Source organism: Pseudomonas sp. Lb2C2, from assembly GCF_052112205.1.
GTDB lineage: Bacteria > Pseudomonadota > Gammaproteobacteria > Pseudomonadales > Pseudomonadaceae > Aquipseudomonas > Aquipseudomonas kilonensis.
In genome coordinates this window covers 560,149-575,703 of the sequence record NZ_JAUTYW010000002.1, presented here as the reverse complement: position 1 = coordinate 575,703, position 15,555 = coordinate 560,149, and the positions used below count along the sequence as shown (strand labels likewise).

17 protein-coding genes are annotated in these 15,555 nt (G+C 62.3%); 8 read left to right on the top strand and 9 right to left on the bottom strand.

Annotation, left to right across the window (positions count from 1 at the left end):
- The first annotated feature begins 53 nt into the window (after positions 1-53).
- On the top strand, positions 54-338 hold the full coding sequence (locus tag Q7F16_RS06915) for a hypothetical protein (RefSeq protein WP_046065440.1): 285 nt from the start codon (positions 54-56) through the stop codon (positions 336-338).
- Here the strand turns inward: Q7F16_RS06915 and pdxH are convergent.
- The 4 genes from pdxH to dinG form a co-directional block, all read right to left on the bottom strand.
- The gene (pdxH, locus tag Q7F16_RS06910) at positions 286-933 is read right to left on the bottom strand and encodes a pyridoxamine 5'-phosphate oxidase (RefSeq protein ID WP_003198446.1); all 648 of its coding nucleotides are present in this window, start codon (positions 931-933) and stop codon (positions 286-288) included. The two genes, Q7F16_RS06915 and pdxH, sit on opposite strands and share 53 nt — an antisense overlap.
- 24 nt (positions 934-957) lie before the next feature.
- A complete protein-coding gene (locus tag Q7F16_RS06905; protein ID WP_409555871.1) occupies positions 958-2,070 on the bottom strand; it encodes an OmpA family protein in 1,113 nt (370 codons plus the stop codon).
- Positions 2,071-2,188: 118 nt separating this feature from the next.
- Positions 2,189-3,334, bottom strand: coding sequence for a serine hydrolase domain-containing protein (locus Q7F16_RS06900; RefSeq protein ID WP_409555872.1), 1,146 nt, complete (start codon positions 3,332-3,334; stop codon positions 2,189-2,191).
- A 237-nt stretch (positions 3,335-3,571) separates the two neighbouring features.
- Positions 3,572-5,716, bottom strand: a complete 2,145-nt coding sequence (dinG, locus tag Q7F16_RS06895) for an ATP-dependent DNA helicase DinG (RefSeq protein ID WP_003198440.1) — start codon at positions 5,714-5,716, stop codon at positions 3,572-3,574.
- Positions 5,717-5,815: 99 nt separating this feature from the next.
- Here dinG and Q7F16_RS06890 point away from each other — a divergent pair, with 99 nt between their 5' ends.
- On the top strand, positions 5,816-6,280 hold the full coding sequence (locus Q7F16_RS06890; RefSeq protein WP_014336875.1) for a CopD family protein: 465 nt from the start codon (positions 5,816-5,818) through the stop codon (positions 6,278-6,280).
- Between the two features lie 125 nt (positions 6,281-6,405).
- On the opposite strand, the gene Q7F16_RS06885 is transcribed toward Q7F16_RS06890, so the two are convergent.
- The 4 genes from Q7F16_RS06885 to Q7F16_RS06870 all read right to left on the bottom strand — a co-directional run bounded on the left by Q7F16_RS06885 (position 6,406) and on the right by Q7F16_RS06870 (position 9,086).
- Complete coding sequence (locus Q7F16_RS06885; RefSeq protein ID WP_409555873.1) at positions 6,406-7,164, bottom strand: collagen-like protein; 759 nt, start codon at positions 7,162-7,164, stop codon at positions 6,406-6,408.
- Positions 7,157-7,429, bottom strand: a complete 273-nt coding sequence (locus Q7F16_RS06880; protein ID WP_046065445.1) for a DUF1145 domain-containing protein — start codon at positions 7,427-7,429, stop codon at positions 7,157-7,159. The genes Q7F16_RS06885 and Q7F16_RS06880 overlap by 8 nt, the downstream gene beginning before the upstream one ends.
- 145 nt (positions 7,430-7,574) lie before the next feature.
- On the bottom strand, positions 7,575-8,300 hold the full coding sequence (locus tag Q7F16_RS06875) for an OmpA family protein (RefSeq protein WP_003198431.1): 726 nt from the start codon (positions 8,298-8,300) through the stop codon (positions 7,575-7,577).
- Between the two features lie 90 nt (positions 8,301-8,390).
- The gene (locus Q7F16_RS06870) at positions 8,391-9,086 is read right to left on the bottom strand and encodes an OmpA family protein (protein WP_046065446.1); all 696 of its coding nucleotides are present in this window, start codon (positions 9,084-9,086) and stop codon (positions 8,391-8,393) included.
- A gap of 191 nt (positions 9,087-9,277) precedes the next feature.
- Here Q7F16_RS06870 and Q7F16_RS06865 point away from each other — a divergent pair, with 191 nt between their 5' ends.
- From Q7F16_RS06865 to Q7F16_RS06850, 4 genes are all read left to right on the top strand, one after another.
- The gene (locus Q7F16_RS06865) at positions 9,278-9,775 is read left to right on the top strand and encodes a DUF6231 family protein (RefSeq protein WP_014336870.1); all 498 of its coding nucleotides are present in this window, start codon (positions 9,278-9,280) and stop codon (positions 9,773-9,775) included.
- 2 nt (positions 9,776-9,777) lie between these two features.
- On the top strand, positions 9,778-10,266 hold the full coding sequence (locus Q7F16_RS06860) for a YchJ family protein (protein ID WP_409555874.1): 489 nt from the start codon (positions 9,778-9,780) through the stop codon (positions 10,264-10,266).
- Between the two features lie 69 nt (positions 10,267-10,335).
- Positions 10,336-10,821, top strand: a complete 486-nt coding sequence (locus tag Q7F16_RS06855; RefSeq protein ID WP_409555875.1) for an LEA type 2 family protein — start codon at positions 10,336-10,338, stop codon at positions 10,819-10,821.
- Positions 10,822-10,826: 5 nt separating this feature from the next.
- Entirely contained in the window at positions 10,827-11,030 is a 204-nt protein-coding gene (locus Q7F16_RS06850) for an SEC-C metal-binding domain-containing protein (RefSeq protein ID WP_003198420.1), read from the top strand.
- Between the two features lie 158 nt (positions 11,031-11,188).
- Here the strand turns inward: Q7F16_RS06850 and Q7F16_RS06845 are convergent, their stop codons facing one another.
- Positions 11,189-11,746: a cysteine hydrolase family protein gene (locus Q7F16_RS06845; protein WP_046065452.1), complete on the bottom strand. Its 558-nt coding sequence runs from the start codon at positions 11,744-11,746 to the stop codon at positions 11,189-11,191.
- Between the two features lie 208 nt (positions 11,747-11,954).
- Between Q7F16_RS06845 and Q7F16_RS06840 the strand changes: the two genes are divergently transcribed.
- Positions 11,955-14,405, top strand: a complete 2,451-nt coding sequence (locus Q7F16_RS06840) for a penicillin acylase family protein (protein ID WP_409555876.1) — start codon at positions 11,955-11,957, stop codon at positions 14,403-14,405.
- A 338-nt stretch (positions 14,406-14,743) separates the two neighbouring features.
- Complete coding sequence (locus Q7F16_RS06835) at positions 14,744-15,526, top strand: transporter substrate-binding domain-containing protein (RefSeq protein WP_409555877.1); 783 nt, start codon at positions 14,744-14,746, stop codon at positions 15,524-15,526.
- Positions 15,527-15,555: the final 29 nt, after the last annotated feature.

The following is a 15,555-nucleotide window of genomic DNA, read 5'->3' as shown; positions in this document are numbered from 1 at the left end:
CCAAACAGTAGCGCCAATTTCCGAAACCTGCGTCATCAACCCGGGGATTTTTCATGGATTATTTCATCATCGTCGCGGTCACCGTGGCCGGTTTGTACTTCCACTGGTGGCTGTACGTACGAATCAAACGCTGGATGGACCGCGACCTGGCGCTGTCCCTGGCGGGGCAGGATGAGCAGAAAAAGACCTACATGCTGCAACAATTGGCCCGCGCCCGGGAGCAAGGGGTCAAGCGCCGGGACTTGCCGCAATGGCTTAAAACCGCTGCGGCAGGTTACCCCGAAGTTAAGGCGCCAGACGCTCGCGCGTCCAGTTCGCCCCTTGCAGGCGGTAGTTGAGGCGATCGTGCAGGCGGCTCGGACGGCCCTGCCAGAACTCGATGCGCTCGGGCAGCAAACGATAACCGCCCCAATGCTCCGGGCAGTGCGGTTGGCTGTCGCTGAAGCGTTGTTCGGTGGCCTTGAGCAAGTCGTCCAGCTCAGCGCGCCCCGAAATCACTCGGCTCTGGGGTGAGGCCCAGGCGCCGAGACGGCTACCCAGCGGGCGAACCTGGTAATAGGCGTCCGACTCCTGCGCCGTGACCTTCACCACTTTGCCCTCGATCCGCACCTGGCGCTCGAGGGCTGGCCAGAAAAACGTCATGGCCGCGAATGGGTTCGCGGCCAGTTGCTGGCCCTTGGCGCTGTCGTAGTTGGTGAAGAACGTGAAGCCCAGGGCATCCAGCCCCTTGAGCAGCAGGATCCGGCAGTGCGGGCGCCCTTCTGCATCCACCGTCGCCAGGGTCATGGCGTTGGCCTCCACCGGCGCCTGCTCGGTTTTCACCGCGTCGGCGAACCATTGGTGGAACAGTGCAAACGGCTCGGCCGGGGCTTGTGCCTCGGTCAAGCCATCACGGGTGTAGTCGCGGCGCATATCAGCCAGCGGTTGGGTCATGGCGCATTCCTTGTGGTTAGCCCATCACTGCTTGGGGGTATCGGCGGCCGCGACTTTCTTGGTATCCGTGGCGGCTTTGGCCGGTTGGGTTTTCTTCGCCGCAGTAGTGGCCTTGGCGGGGGCTTTCTTGGCAGGCGCCTTGGCCACGGCTTTTTTGGCCGGTGCTTTTTTGCTGGTCGGGGTCACGGCTTTTTTAGCCGCAGGCGCTGGAGCCGGGGCTGCGGGTTTCACGTCCTGGGCCGCCACCAGCGTCACTGGCGCAGGTGCCGGCATGTTGTATTTGCTCAGCAGCGCAACCATGGTGTTGGCCGGCGTGACCAGCAGTTCCACACGACGGTTCAAAGCACGACCTTCCACACTGTCGTTGGCCGCACGTGGTGCCACTGCGCCCATGCCGCGCAGCATCAGGCGATCACGTTGCAGGCCGCTGAGACGGAAAATCGCCGCCACGGACTGGGCACGCTCCTGGCTGAGTTTCAGGTTCGCGGGTGCGGCGCCCGAGGTGTCGGCGTGGCCGAGGATCAGCACGGCGGTCTTCGGGTCGGCTTCAAGGATCTTCGCCACACGGGTGAACGGGCCGAGGGTCACCGGCAGCAGCATGGCCGGGCGGTCCGGGTTGAAGGAGCCGTCCACCGGCGCGGTGACCACCAACACGTTGTCGCGGCGCTCGAGTTGGAGCTTGCTGTCCTGGATGGCGGTGCGCAGCTTCGGCTCGTAGTCGTCGAGCCAGGCCTGGGTGACTTTAGGATCGGGCATCGGCACCGCCTTGGCGGTTTCCTGATCCTTGCCGCCAAACGGCCACCACCACTTGCCGTTGCTTTCGGCTTCGGCCTTGGCAACGGCCGGAGCCTTGGCTTCAGGCTTGTCCTGGGGTTTGACGTCATCTTTCTTCGCAACGTCGGCAGCATCATCGGAAGAAAACGGCCACCACCAGTGGGTGGCGCTCTCAGCCTTGGCTTGCGGTGCGACGGCGGCCGGTTTCAGAGGTGCCGCTGGCGCCGTTTCCTTGGTCACGACCTTGTCGGAAGAGCCGAACGACCACCAGCTACCGCCGCCCTCGGCATCATTTTGTGGGGTTTGTGCGCAACCGGTGATAGCGAAGCACAGCGCCAGAGCGAGGGTTTTATTCGATGACATTGGATATCCACAAAATGATGTAAATGGAAAAACAAAGGCCATGTTTTGGCCGCATAAACAGACGCTTGGAAACTGAAAAGGCAACGAGGTTCCGGTGCCCGCCGCCTTCAATGGCGTTTTATAGACAAGTGGCAAGTACCCTCGCAAGGTTCTGCGCGCGCGGGTCCATCAATACGTAAGGCCCGAGCGTGTTGGTCACGAAGCCAAAAGCCACATCATGTTCCGGGTCGGCAAACCCCATGGAGCCCCCGGCCCCCGGATGACCGAACGCCCGTGGGCCGAGGCCGTAGGTCGCATTCGGCACATCCGGCTGGTCGAGCATGCAACCCAGGCCGAAACGGGTCTGGGTCAACAACGTCTTGTCCTCGCCGAAGCTGTGCTGGCGAGTCAGTTCGTCGAGCATTTCACCTTCCAGCAGGCTGCCGTCCAGCAGCCCCGCATAGAACCCGGCCAGGCTGCGGGCGTTACCGTGGCCGTTGGCCGCCGGTTGCTGCATGCGCCGCCATTCCGGCTTGTTGGTACTGGTCATGATCGACGGCGGATTGGTAAAGGCCCGGGTGGTCATGGCCGTGGGTTCGCGCATCGTCACCTGCAGCAGGCGTTGGGCCGCGGCATCGCCGACGTTGCCTTTGCCACGGGCGATATGGGCCACGCGATGAAACTCCTCGTCGGCCAGGCCAACGTGAAAATCCAGGTCCAACGGCTTGGCCACACGGGCCACGATGGACTCCCCCGGGCCACGCCCATCGGCCCTGCGCAGCAGCTCGCCGATCAGCCAGCCATAGGTGATCGCGGCATAACCGTGGCCCTCGCCCGGCGTCCACCAAGGGGCTTCGGCGGCCAGGGCATCGACCATGGCTTGCCAGTCATAAAGCGCTTCGGGCGGCAATAAATCATGCAATGCCGGGAGCCCGGCCTGATGGCAGAGCAATTGGCGCAAGGTGATGGATTGCTTGCCGGCGGCGGCAAACTCGGGCCAATAGCGGGCTACCGGGGCATCCAGCTGCAACTTGCCTTCGGCCACCAGTTGCAGGGCGGTGACGGCGGTGAAGGTCTTGGTGCAGGAAAACAGGTTGGCGATGGTGTCGCTGTGCCAGGCTTCATGGCCATCCTTGTCGGCGGTACCGGCCCACAGATCGATCACCGTGCGACCACCCACCTGGATGCACAACGCCGCGCCGCGCTCCTGGGGATTATCGAACAGTGCCGCGAACGCTTCACGCACCGCCTCGAACTGAAGTTCATAATGGCCTTGAATCTGCACCCGTAACTCCCTTGAAACAAACACTTTTAAGGTGGCTGGCATTGTTTCAGCCATTCAGGTTTTTGGGAACCGCCGCAAGACGGCTGGCTAAGCATGCCCCCGTGGCAAGAAGAATCTGTGGGAGCAAGGCTTGCCCGCGATGAGGTCTGTGAGGTCTTTCTGAGACCGAGGTACCTTCATCGCGGGCAAGCCTTGCTCCCACAAATACATTTGCCTCACCGTGAAGTTGCAGCAGCCTCAGGAAATCTCGCGCCGAAACGGCGGCAGCGCGTTGAGGATCGCCTTGCCATAGCGCTGGGTTACCAGCCTGCGGTCGAGCAAGGTGATGGTGCCGCGGTCTTCTTCGGTGCGCAGCAAGCGGCCACACGCCTGGACCAGCTTCAGCGAAGCGTCCGGTACGGAGATTTCCATGAACGGGTTGCCGCCTCGGGCTTCGATCCACTCGGCCAGCGCGGCTTCCACCGGGTCATCGGGGACCGAGAACGGGATCTTGGCGATCACCACGTGCTCGCAATAGGCACCCGGCAAGTCCACGCCTTCGGCAAAACTCGCCAGGCCGAACAGCACGCTGGAATCGCCGCCATCGACCCGTGCCTTGTGCTTGTTCAGGGTTTCCTGCTTCGACAGGTTGCCCTGGATGAACACCTGCTTGCGCCAGTCACGGTCGAGACCGTCGAACACGTCCTGCATCTGCTTACGCGAGGAAAACAGCACCAGGGTGCCCCGTGAGCCTTCCACCAGTTCTGGCAGGTCGCGGATGATCGCCGCCGTGTGGGCGGCGGCATCCCGCGGGTCGGCCTTGAGGTCCGGCACCCGCAGCACGCCAGCATCGGCGTGATGGAAGGGGCTCGGGACCACGGCGGTCACGGCTTTCTTCGGGAGGCCGGCGCGCATGCGGAAACGGTCGAACGTGCCCAGGGCGGTCAGCGTGGCGGAGGTTACCAGCGCGCCGTAGGCCACGTTCCACAGGTTGCGACGCAGCATTTCCGCCGCCAGGATCGGGCTGGCATTGACCTCGATATCGAACAGCGAACCGCTTTCGGCCAGGGTCAGCCATCGCGCCATTGGCGGGTTGTCTTCCGGGTCTTCGGCGGTGAAGGCGGTCCACAGTTCCCAATTGCCTTGTGAGCGGGACAACAGGCTGCCAAACAGCGGATACCACTCCTCGGCCTGGTTGCTGGCGATTCCGATGTTGACCTCGCCATCCATGCCTTCCTTGAGCAGGTCGGTCAGGCGCGTGAACAGGTCGGTCAGGCGTGCGAAACCTTTCTTGAGCTCGATGCCCATTTCGCGCATGTGCTCGGGGATTACCCCGCCGACAAACCGGTGGCGCGGCCGCTCGCGGCCCTCGACGTCTTCGCCGGGCTTGAAGTCGGCCACTTGCTCGCAAGCGGTGAACATGAACTGCTGGTTCGTCTTGATTTCCCGCGCCAGCTCCGGCACTTGCTCGATGAACTTGCCCAGGTCACCCGGCAATGGATGCTGGGCCAACAGTTTGGTGAGGTTCTTGGCGGTGGTTTCCAGCCAGTCGGCGGTGGAACGCAGCCGGGTGTAATGGGCGAAATGGCCGATGGCCTTGTCCGGCAGGTGATGGCCTTCGTCGAATACGTAGATTGTGTCGCGCGGGTCCGGCAGCACCGCACCGCCGCCCAGGGCAAGGTCAGCCAGGACCATGTCGTGGTTGGTGACGATGACGTCGACCTTGCCCATGCCTTCGCGGGCCTTGTAGAAGGCGCACTGGCCGAAGTTCGGGCAATGGCGGTTGGTGCACTGGCTATGGTCGGTCGTCAGGCGGGACCAGTCGGCGTCTTCCAGGGCCGTGGACCAGCTGTCGCGGTCGCCGTCCCATTTATTGCCGGCCAGCTTCTCGATCATGCTGGTAAACAGCTTCTGGCTGGCCTCATCGACTTCGATCTTGAAGCCTTCTTCTTCGAACAACTGGGCCGTGGCGGTCTGCGCATGGCCTTCCTGGAGCAACATGTCGAGCTTGGACAGGCACATGTAGCGCCCACGGCCCTTGGCCAGCGCGAACGTGAAGTTCAGGCCGCTGTTGCGCATCAGGTCGGGCAGGTCCTTGTAGACGATCTGCTCCTGCAGGGCGACGGTGGCCGTGGCGATCACCAGGCGTTTGCCAGCGGCCTTGGCAGTGGGAATCGCCGCCAGGCTGTAGGCCACGGTCTTGCCGGTACCGGTGCCGGCCTCCACCGCCACGATGGCGGGCTCGCCACTGCGCCGGCCTTCGTCGTCGGTGTCGATGTCACCCAGGACTTTTGCCACTTCGGCAATCATCAGGCGCTGGCCATATCGCGGCTTGAGGCTCTTGGCTTCGAGAAAACGCGAATAGGCGCCCTGGATCGTGGTTTTGAGTTCGGTGCTGATCATGAATGGTCGGGCGCAAAAAACGCTGGATAAATTTTCAGTGGTTCGGATCGGCGGCTATCATACCCCGCTAATGAATCCTGCGCAGAACGGAGTAACCCAATGACACCCTTTGCCCTCGTCTACACCCTGCATTTACTGGCGGCCCTGGTCTGGGTCGGCGGCATGTTCTTCGCCTGGATGATCCTGCGCCCCGCCGCAATGACGGCGCTTGAGGGCCCTGCCCGGCTCAAGTTGTGGGTAGAAGTGTTTCAGCGTTTTTTTGTCTGGGTCTGGGTCGCGGTGGTGCTTTTACCGATCAGCGGTGTAGGCCTGATCCATATGCGCTTCGCCGGTTTCGAAACCGCGCCGCGGTATGTGCAAGTGATGATGGGGTTGTATGTGGTGATGACGGCGCTGTTTATCCGCATCCAGGCCCTGCAACTGCCAACATTGCGTAACGCCGTGACGGCGCAGGACTGGCCGGCGGGTGCGGCGGTGCTGGGGAAGATTCGCAGGCTGGTAGGGATCAACCTGTTGATCGGGTTGCTGGTGGTGGCGATTGGCGCGGCGCGACCGATGTTCTGAACATCACATAGAACCCTGTGGGAGCGAGCTTGCTCGCGATAGCGGTGGAGTCAGTCAGCCTTATGTGACTGACATACCGCTATCGCGAGCAAGCTCGCTCCCACAGGTTCAGATCAGGTTTTTCTTCAGAACCGCTGCACCGTCACCGTCCCCGCCGCTCCAGCAGGCCCTGGCTGGCCATCGGCGCCAGGACGGCCGCTTTTGCCGCCGCCGGCGGTATAGACCAGGCAGCCCTTGGCCTTGCCCCCCGCCCCAGGCTTGCCGCCAGGACCCGCCGCGCCACCGGCTCCGCCATCCACCATCACTTTGATCTGCTCGGCAGGATAGGCGTTGGGCAGTTCAAGGCGTACCAGCGCACCGGCCGCGCCCGGCTGGCCATCGCTACCATTGCTGCCGTCGGCCCCGCGACCGGCCGAACCCCAGGTGCAGCCCGGCGCCTGGCCATTGGCACCGTCAAGGCCGACGAAACCCGGCGCACCGGCACCACCGCGGGCATCCACCGACAACAGCGGCGCATTCAACGCCTTGAACTGCAGGTTGAGATCACGCCCCGGCCGCGCCGCCTTGGTGTAGGTACCCGGTGCGCCGCGTGACGTGATCTGACTGCCCTCGGCCAGCTCAGCCTGGGCCACTTTCATGGCCAATACCTGCTGCGCCGGCACGATGGCGATCCGCGCCTCGCGCCCCAGGTGCAATTGGTCGATGGTCAGTTCCGTGACATTGGAAGGCACCAGCAGCGTGCCGTAATCGGCCACGTCCAGGCGCTCCAGGGTCAGGGTGCTGGTGGTGTTGGGCAGGCGCATCAACGAATGGCCTTCGACCTGAAGCACCTGGGCTGAAGCCCACGGGCATACGAGTGCGGCAAGCAGACACAATTTACGCATGGGAAGCCTCTGGCGCGGTCGGGAGGGTTTTCAGGTGGAAGATGCCGAACAGCAGCACTCTGAGGCGATCACGGCCAGGCGCGGGGCGGCCACGGAAACTGGCCCTGAACAACAGCAGTTCCAGCACATGCAGGACCAACAAAAACGCGCCGGCGACATTGACCAGCAGATGCAGCGGATGGACGAACGGCACGACCAGATTGACCAGCACCACCAGCCAGAACAGCAGGGTCAGCAAGCGCCCCAGCCCCCAAAACACCTTCATACGCCCCCCTGATCGGGAATTATTCTTTGCGCGCACAGTAACGGCTTGCGCGCAGGATAAGCCAGAGGGCCAGGCAAATTTAATCTAACCTGAGCCCCGGCCCCCGGATCGTCTTACTGACGACCCGGCAGCCCTGGCCCGAGCCTCAACGCTGGATATGCAGTTCAACCCGACGGTTCTGTGCCCGCCCTTCGTCGGTCTCATTGTCGGCCACCGGCTCGCTTTCGCCTTTGCCTTCGCTGGTGAGCTTGTCGGGGGCCAGCCCCTGGGTCAGCAAATACTCCACGACGCTGCTGGCCCGACGTTCAGACAGCCCCTGGTTATAGGCATCACTGCCGACACTGTCGGTGTGGCCCACGACCCGGATGCTGGCGACATTGGCATGGCTGAGCTTGCCCATCAGCCCATCGAGCTGGCTTCGAGCTTCTGCGGTGAGGTCGGATTTGTCGAAATCGAACAGTACCTTGCCGGCGTCGTTGAGGGTGATGACCTCGCTAGCCGGTGCTTCAGGCTCCACGGGTGGGGCGCTGGCCGGGTATTGCGGCACAGGGCAACCGTGATGTTCGACAGGGGTATTGGCCGGCGTATCGGGACAACGGTCGCGGCGGTCGAACACCCCGTCGTCGTCTTCATCACCATCCTGGGCATAGCAGATCAAGCCACCGCCCAGCAGCCCCAGTGCAGCGCCGCCAGCGGCCCAGCCACTGCTTTCAATGGCCCCCAACCCGCCGCCAACCAAGCCGCCGATCAGGCTACAGATTGGCCAGGTGCGTTGATTGAGAGGTGCGCTACCGTCGCTGTGAGTGGCGCAACCGGACAACAGACTGCTCGCCAGCAGTACCGGTAAGGCGGCCCTGATTAGAACGTTCATGGTGAAGGCTCCTGTGTCACCGGCCCATACCGGTCACACAGGAGTAAAGACCCGCATCCGCAACTCTACAAGCCGCGGATGGCAAGGGTTTCAGCGGTTTATCTTGATTTCCGTGCGACGGTTCATCGCGCGGCCGTCGGCGGTCTTGTTATCGGCCACCGGCTGGCTCTCTCCGGCGCCGGACACCGAGACAAAACTGGCACGCGGTACGCCGTTTTCGACCAGGTATTGCACCACCGAGTTGGCCCGTTTCTCCGACAACCGTTGGTTATAGGCATCGCTGCCGACACTGTCGGTATGGCCGGTGACACGCAGTTGCGCGGTGGACGTTTCCTGTTTCAGCCGGGTGGCGACCGTGCTCAGTACATCCTTGTCGGCCGGGGTCAGCGTGGCTTTGTTGAACTCGAAGTGCACGTCGCGGATCACGATGGTTTCTTCCTGGACCACCACAGCCTCTTCAACCACTGGCGCTGGGACAGGTGGCGGGCAGCCGTCAGCATCGACCTGCACGCCCTTCGGTGTGCCCGGGCACTTGTCGCGGCTGTCCGGCACGCCATCGCCATCTTCGTCGCCATCGCCGTGCACCCAGCAATAAGCTGCCGCCATGCCGCCAACGTACAGCGCGCCGCCGCCAGCCCAGGAAGTACTTTCTATGGCGCCTAATCCCGCACCGATCGCACCGCCGACTGCCGCACAGGTCGGCCAGTCGGTTTTCTGCAAACCTGCACAACCAGTCAACACACTGGTTAGCAGAACCAGGGGTAACGCTGTCCGAACTATGCTCATCGGGTTTCTCCTTGAGGGATCGGCTTTGCGCCGATTCAGGGGAGTAAAGACCCGTCTTCGAATCTGCGCCAGCCTGAGCAATCGCGGGTTTTCGCCCCGTGTTTGCGACGTTTGCGCACATTCTGGGACAAACCGCTCTAGGCCACGATGTCCGGGCAGGCTATCGTGGTGGTTCTGACTGAGGAACTTCGATGACCGTTGCCATTTCTTCGCGTACGCCCCAGCAAGCCCTGGCGGCCGTGCTTGACCGTTATGCCCCACAAACACTGCTGCTGATCGGTGCCAGCGACTTTCCCGCACTCGAAGCATTCCAGCAGGCCCACCCCGACACCGAAGTGATCCACGCCGGCCCCGGCGCGCTGCCGGCGGACGTGGCGGCGCGGCGTTTTGACCTGGCCCTGGCGCTCGATTGCCTGGAGCATTTGCCCAAGCGCGAGGGTCTGAACCTGTTGGGTGGTATTCGCAATCTCAACGCCAGCCGCATCGCCGTGCTGGCAGACCTCAACGCCTGTGGCTGGCAAGAGACGGACTTTTTTTCCCTGGCCCTGCAAGCCAGCGAACGATTCCAGCGTGAAGATCAGGTGTTGACCCTGTTCACCTACGATCTGCTTGAATACAAACAAGTCCCCGACTGGCTCAACTCGCGCTTTTGGGCCAACCCGGAAAACTTTGGAAAATATTGGTGGTAACCGTGAACACAAGCCCGCACACATCCATTTGCCCCTGCGGCAGTGGCAACTCACTGGACGCCTGCTGCGGCCACTACCACGACGGTCACCCGGCGCCCTGCGCCGAAGCCTTGATGCGCTCGCGCTATAGCGCCTATGTGCTGGGCCTGGTGGATTATCTGGTCGCCACCACCCTGCCCGCCCAGCAGCAAGGCCTTGATCGCCAGTCGATCAGCGAGTGGAGCGCCAACAGCACCTGGTTGGGGCTGGACGTGGAAAGCAGCGAAGTGTTCGGCGGTCAACCGGAACACGCCTTTGTCACGTTCACGGCACGCTGGCACGACGGCCAGGGCGAGCATAGCCACCGTGAACAGTCCTCGTTCGTGCAGAACACTGGGCGCTGGTACTTCATCGACCCGACCGTGCCGGTCAAGACAGGCCGCAATGACGGCTGTCCGTGCGGCAGCGGGCACAAATTCAAGAAGTGCTGCGCCGGCTACTTCAATCGTTGATTTCGCAAATGTCCGACGCTCATCCATCGGCCCAGAGGGCTAGACTGGGGGTAAACCAGAGGCACGGACATGACCCCTCCATCATTCTTGCTACGCATCACCTGCCTGCTGCTGCTCGTCGGGCTCGGCGGCTGTGCGTCCTGGCAAGGTGAAGAAGCCCCTGAACCACAGGTGCATCTGGTCAAGGTCGAGGTGGTGCGGGCCCGACTGCTGGAGCAGAAGTTCATGCTGCACTTTCGCGTCGACAACCCCGGCGACAGCGACCTGACCGTTCGCGGCCTGACCTACCGCATCCACCTGGGCGACCTGTTGCTGACAGAAGGTGAGCATGAACACTGGTTCACCGTGCGCCCCCGGCACAGCGCCTATTTCAAAGTGCCGATCCGCACCAACCTGTGGCCGCAGGTGCGGGACGTGGTGAAGTTGCTGGAAAAACCCCGGGAACAGATCCCCTATCGTCTGGAAGGTGAGCTGGAAACCGGATTATTCATCGCCGACTACGTGCACCTGGAACGCAATGGCGTGATAATCGCCGCCGATTTTATTGCGGAGTAACCTCGATGACCCAACAACCCCACGTCCATGGCCCTGATTGCAACCACGATCACGACCATCATCACGATCATGACCACGGCCATGTCCACGGTCCGAACTGCGGCCACGCCCACCAGGAACCGGTGCGCAACGCCCTGAAGGATGTCGGCCGCAACGATCCTTGCCCATGCGGCAATGGCAAGAAATTCAAGAAGTGCCACGGGGCTTGAGGGTCCTGGCGAAAAACTTTTTCGCCTGCTAGACCGTCATCGCGAGCAGGCTCGCTCCCACAGGGGATTTGCGGTGAGGCGATATTTAATGATCGCCGAAGAATCAATGTGGGAGCGAGCTCGCTCGCGATGAGGCCGGTACATTCACTGCTTATGTATCAGCCCGCCTGCAGAATCCGCTTCACATCGACCACCGTCGCATACTCGCCATGCAAGTTGCCCAGGGACATGGCATGCACCTCGGCAGCCGAACGGGCGTTACCGAAGTAATCGCTCTTGTCGAAGGTAAAGCAGGCATCCTCGACCACCCACGTGTCGAATCCCAGGTTGCCGGCCGTACGCGCCGTGGACTCCACCGAGTTGTGCGTCGCCACGCCGACGATTACCAGTTGCCCGACGCCCGCCCTGCGCAGGTCTTCCTCCAGGCGCGTGCCACTGAACGCATCCGGCACCTGTTTTTGCACCAGCCATTCCCCCGCCAGCGGCTCGAACCGTGGCTGGACCTCCACGCCCGACTGCCCCGGCCAGAACACCGAGTCCGGCGAGCGGGACAAATGGTGGACATGAATCACCGGTCGCGCCGTGTGTCGCCATAAAGCCAGTAGCTCCAGCATGCGCAGCTCTGCCTCGGGATTGTTGCGAGGGCCGAGCCTGGGATGAAGGATGCCTTTTTGTTGATCGATGAGGATCAGCGCTGCGTTGTGATGTAGCTCCATGCCAGTTTTCTCTTGTTCAGTCATTGGGTCCCCCTCCACTTTGAGCATCAGGGCTTCTTTCAGGCAAGTCTTTGGGCAGGCTACTCCCGTAAACCGGGGTTTCATCGCCAAATCAACAAATAACCCTCGCCCCCGCTTGCGCGGCCCCCGCCTGCTCACTAACGTAGCGCCTTTATTGGTGCCACCCCCCTCCCGCAGGAGCTTTGCCATGGCCTCGCCAGCCTCTATTTCCCTTATCCCCCGGCTCGGCGTTGCCGCCGCAGTGGCCAGTGTGCTCGGTTTGAGCGGATGCCAGACCTGGAATGCCCAGGACACTGTCCCACCGACTTCCGGTGTGCAACCGCTCAAGGGGCTGGCGCAGAACGTCTCGGTCCGGCGCAATGCCACGGGCATGCCGCTGATCGAAAGCAACAGCTTCCATGACGCCCTGTTCACCCTCGGCTACGTCCACGCCAGCGATCGCATCACCCAGATGGTCACCCTGCGCCTGCTGGCCCAGGGGCGGCTGGCAGAGATGTCCGGCGCAGAACGGCTGGACGTCGACCGCTACATGCGCGCCGTCAACCTGAAGAAAAACGCCGACGAGCTGTACAAGGCGTCTTCGCCACGGCTCAAGCGTTTCTTCGAAGTCTATGCCCGCGGCGTCAACGCCTACCTGTTCCGCTATCGCGACAAGTTGCCGTCGGACCTGGCCGCCACCGGTTACAAACCCGAATACTGGAAACCGGAAGACTCGGCGCTGATGTTCTGCCTGCTGAATTTCAGCCAGTCGGCCAACCTGCCGGAAGAAATCGCCAGCCTGGTGCTGACCCAGACCGTCACCAACGACAAGCTCGCCTGGCTGAACCCGTCCTATCCGGACGAACCACTGCCCGTGGCCGAGGCCGACAAACTCCAGGGCTTGCGGCTCAACGGCCAGATTCCGGGCCTGAACGAGATCAGCAAGGCCACCAGCCAGTTGGCCGGGCTGAACCTCTTGAGCGCTGCGTCTTCGAGTAACTGGGCCATCGCGCCGCAACGCAGCCGCAGTGGCAAAAGCCTGCTGGCCAGCGACAGCCATGGGCCGCTGGGCATGCCGGGGCTGTGGAGCCCCGTACAGATCCGCGCGCCCAAGTACCAGGCGGCCGGGGTTTCCGTGGCGGGCATCCCGATGATCCTGGCCGGGTTCAACGGCAAAGTGGCCTGGAGCATGACCAGCGTGCTGGGGGACAACCAGGACCTGTTCCTGGAAAAAATCCGTCGCCAGGGCAACAGTCTGTCCTATGAGGTCAACGGCAAATGGCAGCCGGCAATCGTGCGCAACGAAACCTATTTCATCAAAGGCCAGCGGCCGATTCGTGAAGCGGTGTTCGAGACCCGCCACGGCCCGCTGCTCAACAGCGCCCAGGGCCCGGCGATGGCCAACGGCTTTGGCCTGGCCTTGCAGACGCCGAACTTGAGCGACGACAAGACCCTGGATGCGTTCTTCGACCTGTCCCGGGCACAGAACGTCGAGAAAGCCTCCGACGCCAGCCGGGAAATCCGCGCCATGGCCGTGAACCTGGTATTTGCCGACGCCAGCCATATCGGTTGGCAAGTCACCGGTCGCTATCCAAACCGCCGTGAAGGCGAAGGCCTGTTGCCGTCGCCGGGCTGGGACGGTCGCTACGATTGGGACGGTTACGCCGACCCCATGCTGCACCCCTACGATCAGGACCCGGCCCAGGGCTGGCTCGGCACCGCCAACCAACGGGTCATTCCCCACGGCTATGGCATGCAGCTGTCCAACTCCTGGGCCGCACCGGAGCGCGGCGAACGCATGGCCGAACTGGCCGGCGCGGGCAAGCACGACACCCGCAGCCTGACCGCCATGCAATACGACCAGGGCACGACCTTCGCGGCCAAGCTCAAGAAAGTTTTCGAGGCACCGGGCATGGCCCAGCCGCTCAAACAGGCGATCGAAGCCCTGCCGGTGGCTGACCGGGCCAAGGCCCACGAGGCCTATACCCGCTTGATGGCATTCGATGGCCGGCTCAGCCCGACCTCCACCGACGCGGCGATCTATGAGCTGTTCCTGCAGGAAAGCATGAAGCAGATTTTCCTCGACGAGCTGGGCCCGGACAGCAGCCCGGCGTGGCAGGCGCTGGTTGCCAACGGCCAATTGTCCTACTCGGCCCAGGCCGATCATCTGCTGGGGCGTGAAGACAGCCCGTTCTGGGACGATGTGCGCACACCCCAGAAAGAAGACAAGGCCGTCATTCTCGCCCGCAGCCTGGCCGCCACCATCGGCGCCGGTGAAAGCCAGTTGGGCGGTGACCACAAGGCTTGGCAGTGGGGCAAGTTGCATCGCTACGCATGGAAGAACAGCTCCGGCCAGATCGTACGCGGCCCGCTGCCGGCCGGTGGCGACGCCAGCACGCTCAACACCGCAGCGTTCGCTGGGGGGCAGGATTTCAACACCACCCTGGCGCCAGCCATGCGCTTTATCGTCGACTTCGGCCAGCCTGAACCGTTGATGATCCAGGACGGTGCCGGCCAATCCGGCAACCCGGTCAGCCCGAACTATGCCAATGGCATCGATCCGTGGATCAAGGGGCAGTACCAGAGCTTGCCGTTGCAATCGCAGAATTTCGATCGGGCCTATGGCAAGACGCGGTTGACGTTGGTGCCTGGCAAATAACTGCAGGCTGTTCTGCTTTCCTGTGGCGAGGGAGCTTGCTCCCGCTCGGGCGCGCCAGCGCCCGCAAATAAAGGGGCCGCTTCGCAGCCCAGCGGGAGCAAGCTCCCTCGCCACATGTGCTTTACCCAGTAGAGCGCGCGCCATCCTGGTGCATTTTTTGATGTACGCTCATCCCCGCGCACCATCGCATTCCGCTGCCTGCCGCCGAAGCTTTTAAAACACTTGTTCGGCACTCTGGTTCGGAAATTGCTACCTTTATGCCGTCATACCGTTCTCGCCTTCACCGGTAACAATACTTACGCGCCACAAGCGCTCATATTGGTTTTAGGGATTGAATAATGAAAAAAGCACTGCTGACCCTTTCTGCACTGGCGTTGTGCATGGCTGCTGGCGTCGCCACGGCCAAGGAATACAAGGAACTGCGTTTTGGTGTCGACCCTTCCTACGCCCCGTTTGAGTCCAAGGCCGCCGACGGCAGCCTGGTCGGTTTCGACATCGATCTGGGCAATGCGATCTGCGAAGAGCTGAAGGTCAAATGCAAATGGGTCGAAAGCGATTTCGACGGCATGATCCCGGGCCTCAAGGCCAATAAATTCGACGGTGTGATCTCCTCCATGACCGTTACCCCGGCCCGCGAAAAAGCCATCGACTTCTCCAGCGAGCTGTTCTCCGGCCCAACCGCCTATGTATTCAAGAAGGGCTCGGGCCTGAGCGAAGACGTTGCCTCGCTCAAAGGCAAGACCGTCGGCTACGAGCAAGGCACCATCCAGGAAGCCTATGCCAAGGCCGTGCTGGATAAGGCCGGCGTCAAGACCCAAGCCTACCAGAACCAGGACCAGGTTTATTCCGACCTGACCTCCGGCCGCCTCGACGCGGCGATCCAGGACATGCTGCAGGCAGAGCTGGGCTTCCTGAAGTCGCCAAAAGGTGAAGGCTACGAAGTCAGCAAGCCGGTGGACAGCGAACTGCTGCCATCCAAGACCGCCATCGGTATCAAGAAAGGTAACAGTGAGCTGAAGGCGCTTTTGGATAAAGGTATCAAAGCGTTACACGACGACGGCAAGTACGCCGAGATCCAGAAAAAACACTTTGGCGATCTGAATCTGTACAGCGGCAAATAATGCGCTGCGCCCATCCGGTCTCGGATGGG

Bases quoted from the DNA above. Each gene is read 5' to 3' on its own strand.
- Q7F16_RS06905 (WP_409555871.1), bottom strand. From the start codon at position 2,070: ATGTCATCGAATAAAACCCTCGCTCTGGCGCTGTGCTTCGCTATCACC.
- Q7F16_RS06875 (WP_003198431.1), bottom strand. From the start codon at position 8,300: ATGAACGTTCTAATCAGGGCCGCCTTACCGGTACTGCTGGCGAGCAGT.
- Q7F16_RS06850 (WP_003198420.1), top strand. From the start codon at position 10,827: ATGACCCAACAACCCCACGTCCATGGCCCTGATTGCAACCACGATCAC.
- Q7F16_RS06915 (WP_046065440.1), top strand. From the start codon at position 54: ATGGATTATTTCATCATCGTCGCGGTCACCGTGGCCGGTTTGTACTTC.
- pdxH (WP_003198446.1), bottom strand. From the start codon at position 933: ATGACCCAACCGCTGGCTGATATGCGCCGCGACTACACCCGTGATGGC.
- Q7F16_RS06845 (WP_046065452.1), bottom strand. From the start codon at position 11,746: ATGGAGCTACATCACAACGCAGCGCTGATCCTCATCGATCAACAAAAA.
- Q7F16_RS06835 (WP_409555877.1), top strand. From the start codon at position 14,744: ATGAAAAAAGCACTGCTGACCCTTTCTGCACTGGCGTTGTGCATGGCT.
- Q7F16_RS06870 (WP_046065446.1), bottom strand. From the start codon at position 9,086: ATGAGCATAGTTCGGACAGCGTTACCCCTGGTTCTGCTAACCAGTGTG.
- Q7F16_RS06890 (WP_014336875.1), top strand. From the start codon at position 5,816: ATGACACCCTTTGCCCTCGTCTACACCCTGCATTTACTGGCGGCCCTG.
- Q7F16_RS06840 (WP_409555876.1), top strand. From the start codon at position 11,955: ATGGCCTCGCCAGCCTCTATTTCCCTTATCCCCCGGCTCGGCGTTGCC.
- Q7F16_RS06865 (WP_014336870.1), top strand. From the start codon at position 9,278: ATGACCGTTGCCATTTCTTCGCGTACGCCCCAGCAAGCCCTGGCGGCC.
- Q7F16_RS06880 (WP_046065445.1), bottom strand. From the start codon at position 7,429: ATGAAGGTGTTTTGGGGGCTGGGGCGCTTGCTGACCCTGCTGTTCTGG.
- Q7F16_RS06855 (WP_409555875.1), top strand. From the start codon at position 10,336: ATGACCCCTCCATCATTCTTGCTACGCATCACCTGCCTGCTGCTGCTC.
- Q7F16_RS06885 (WP_409555873.1), bottom strand. From the start codon at position 7,164: ATGCGTAAATTGTGTCTGCTTGCCGCACTCGTATGCCCGTGGGCTTCA.
- dinG (WP_003198440.1), bottom strand. From the start codon at position 5,716: ATGATCAGCACCGAACTCAAAACCACGATCCAGGGCGCCTATTCGCGT.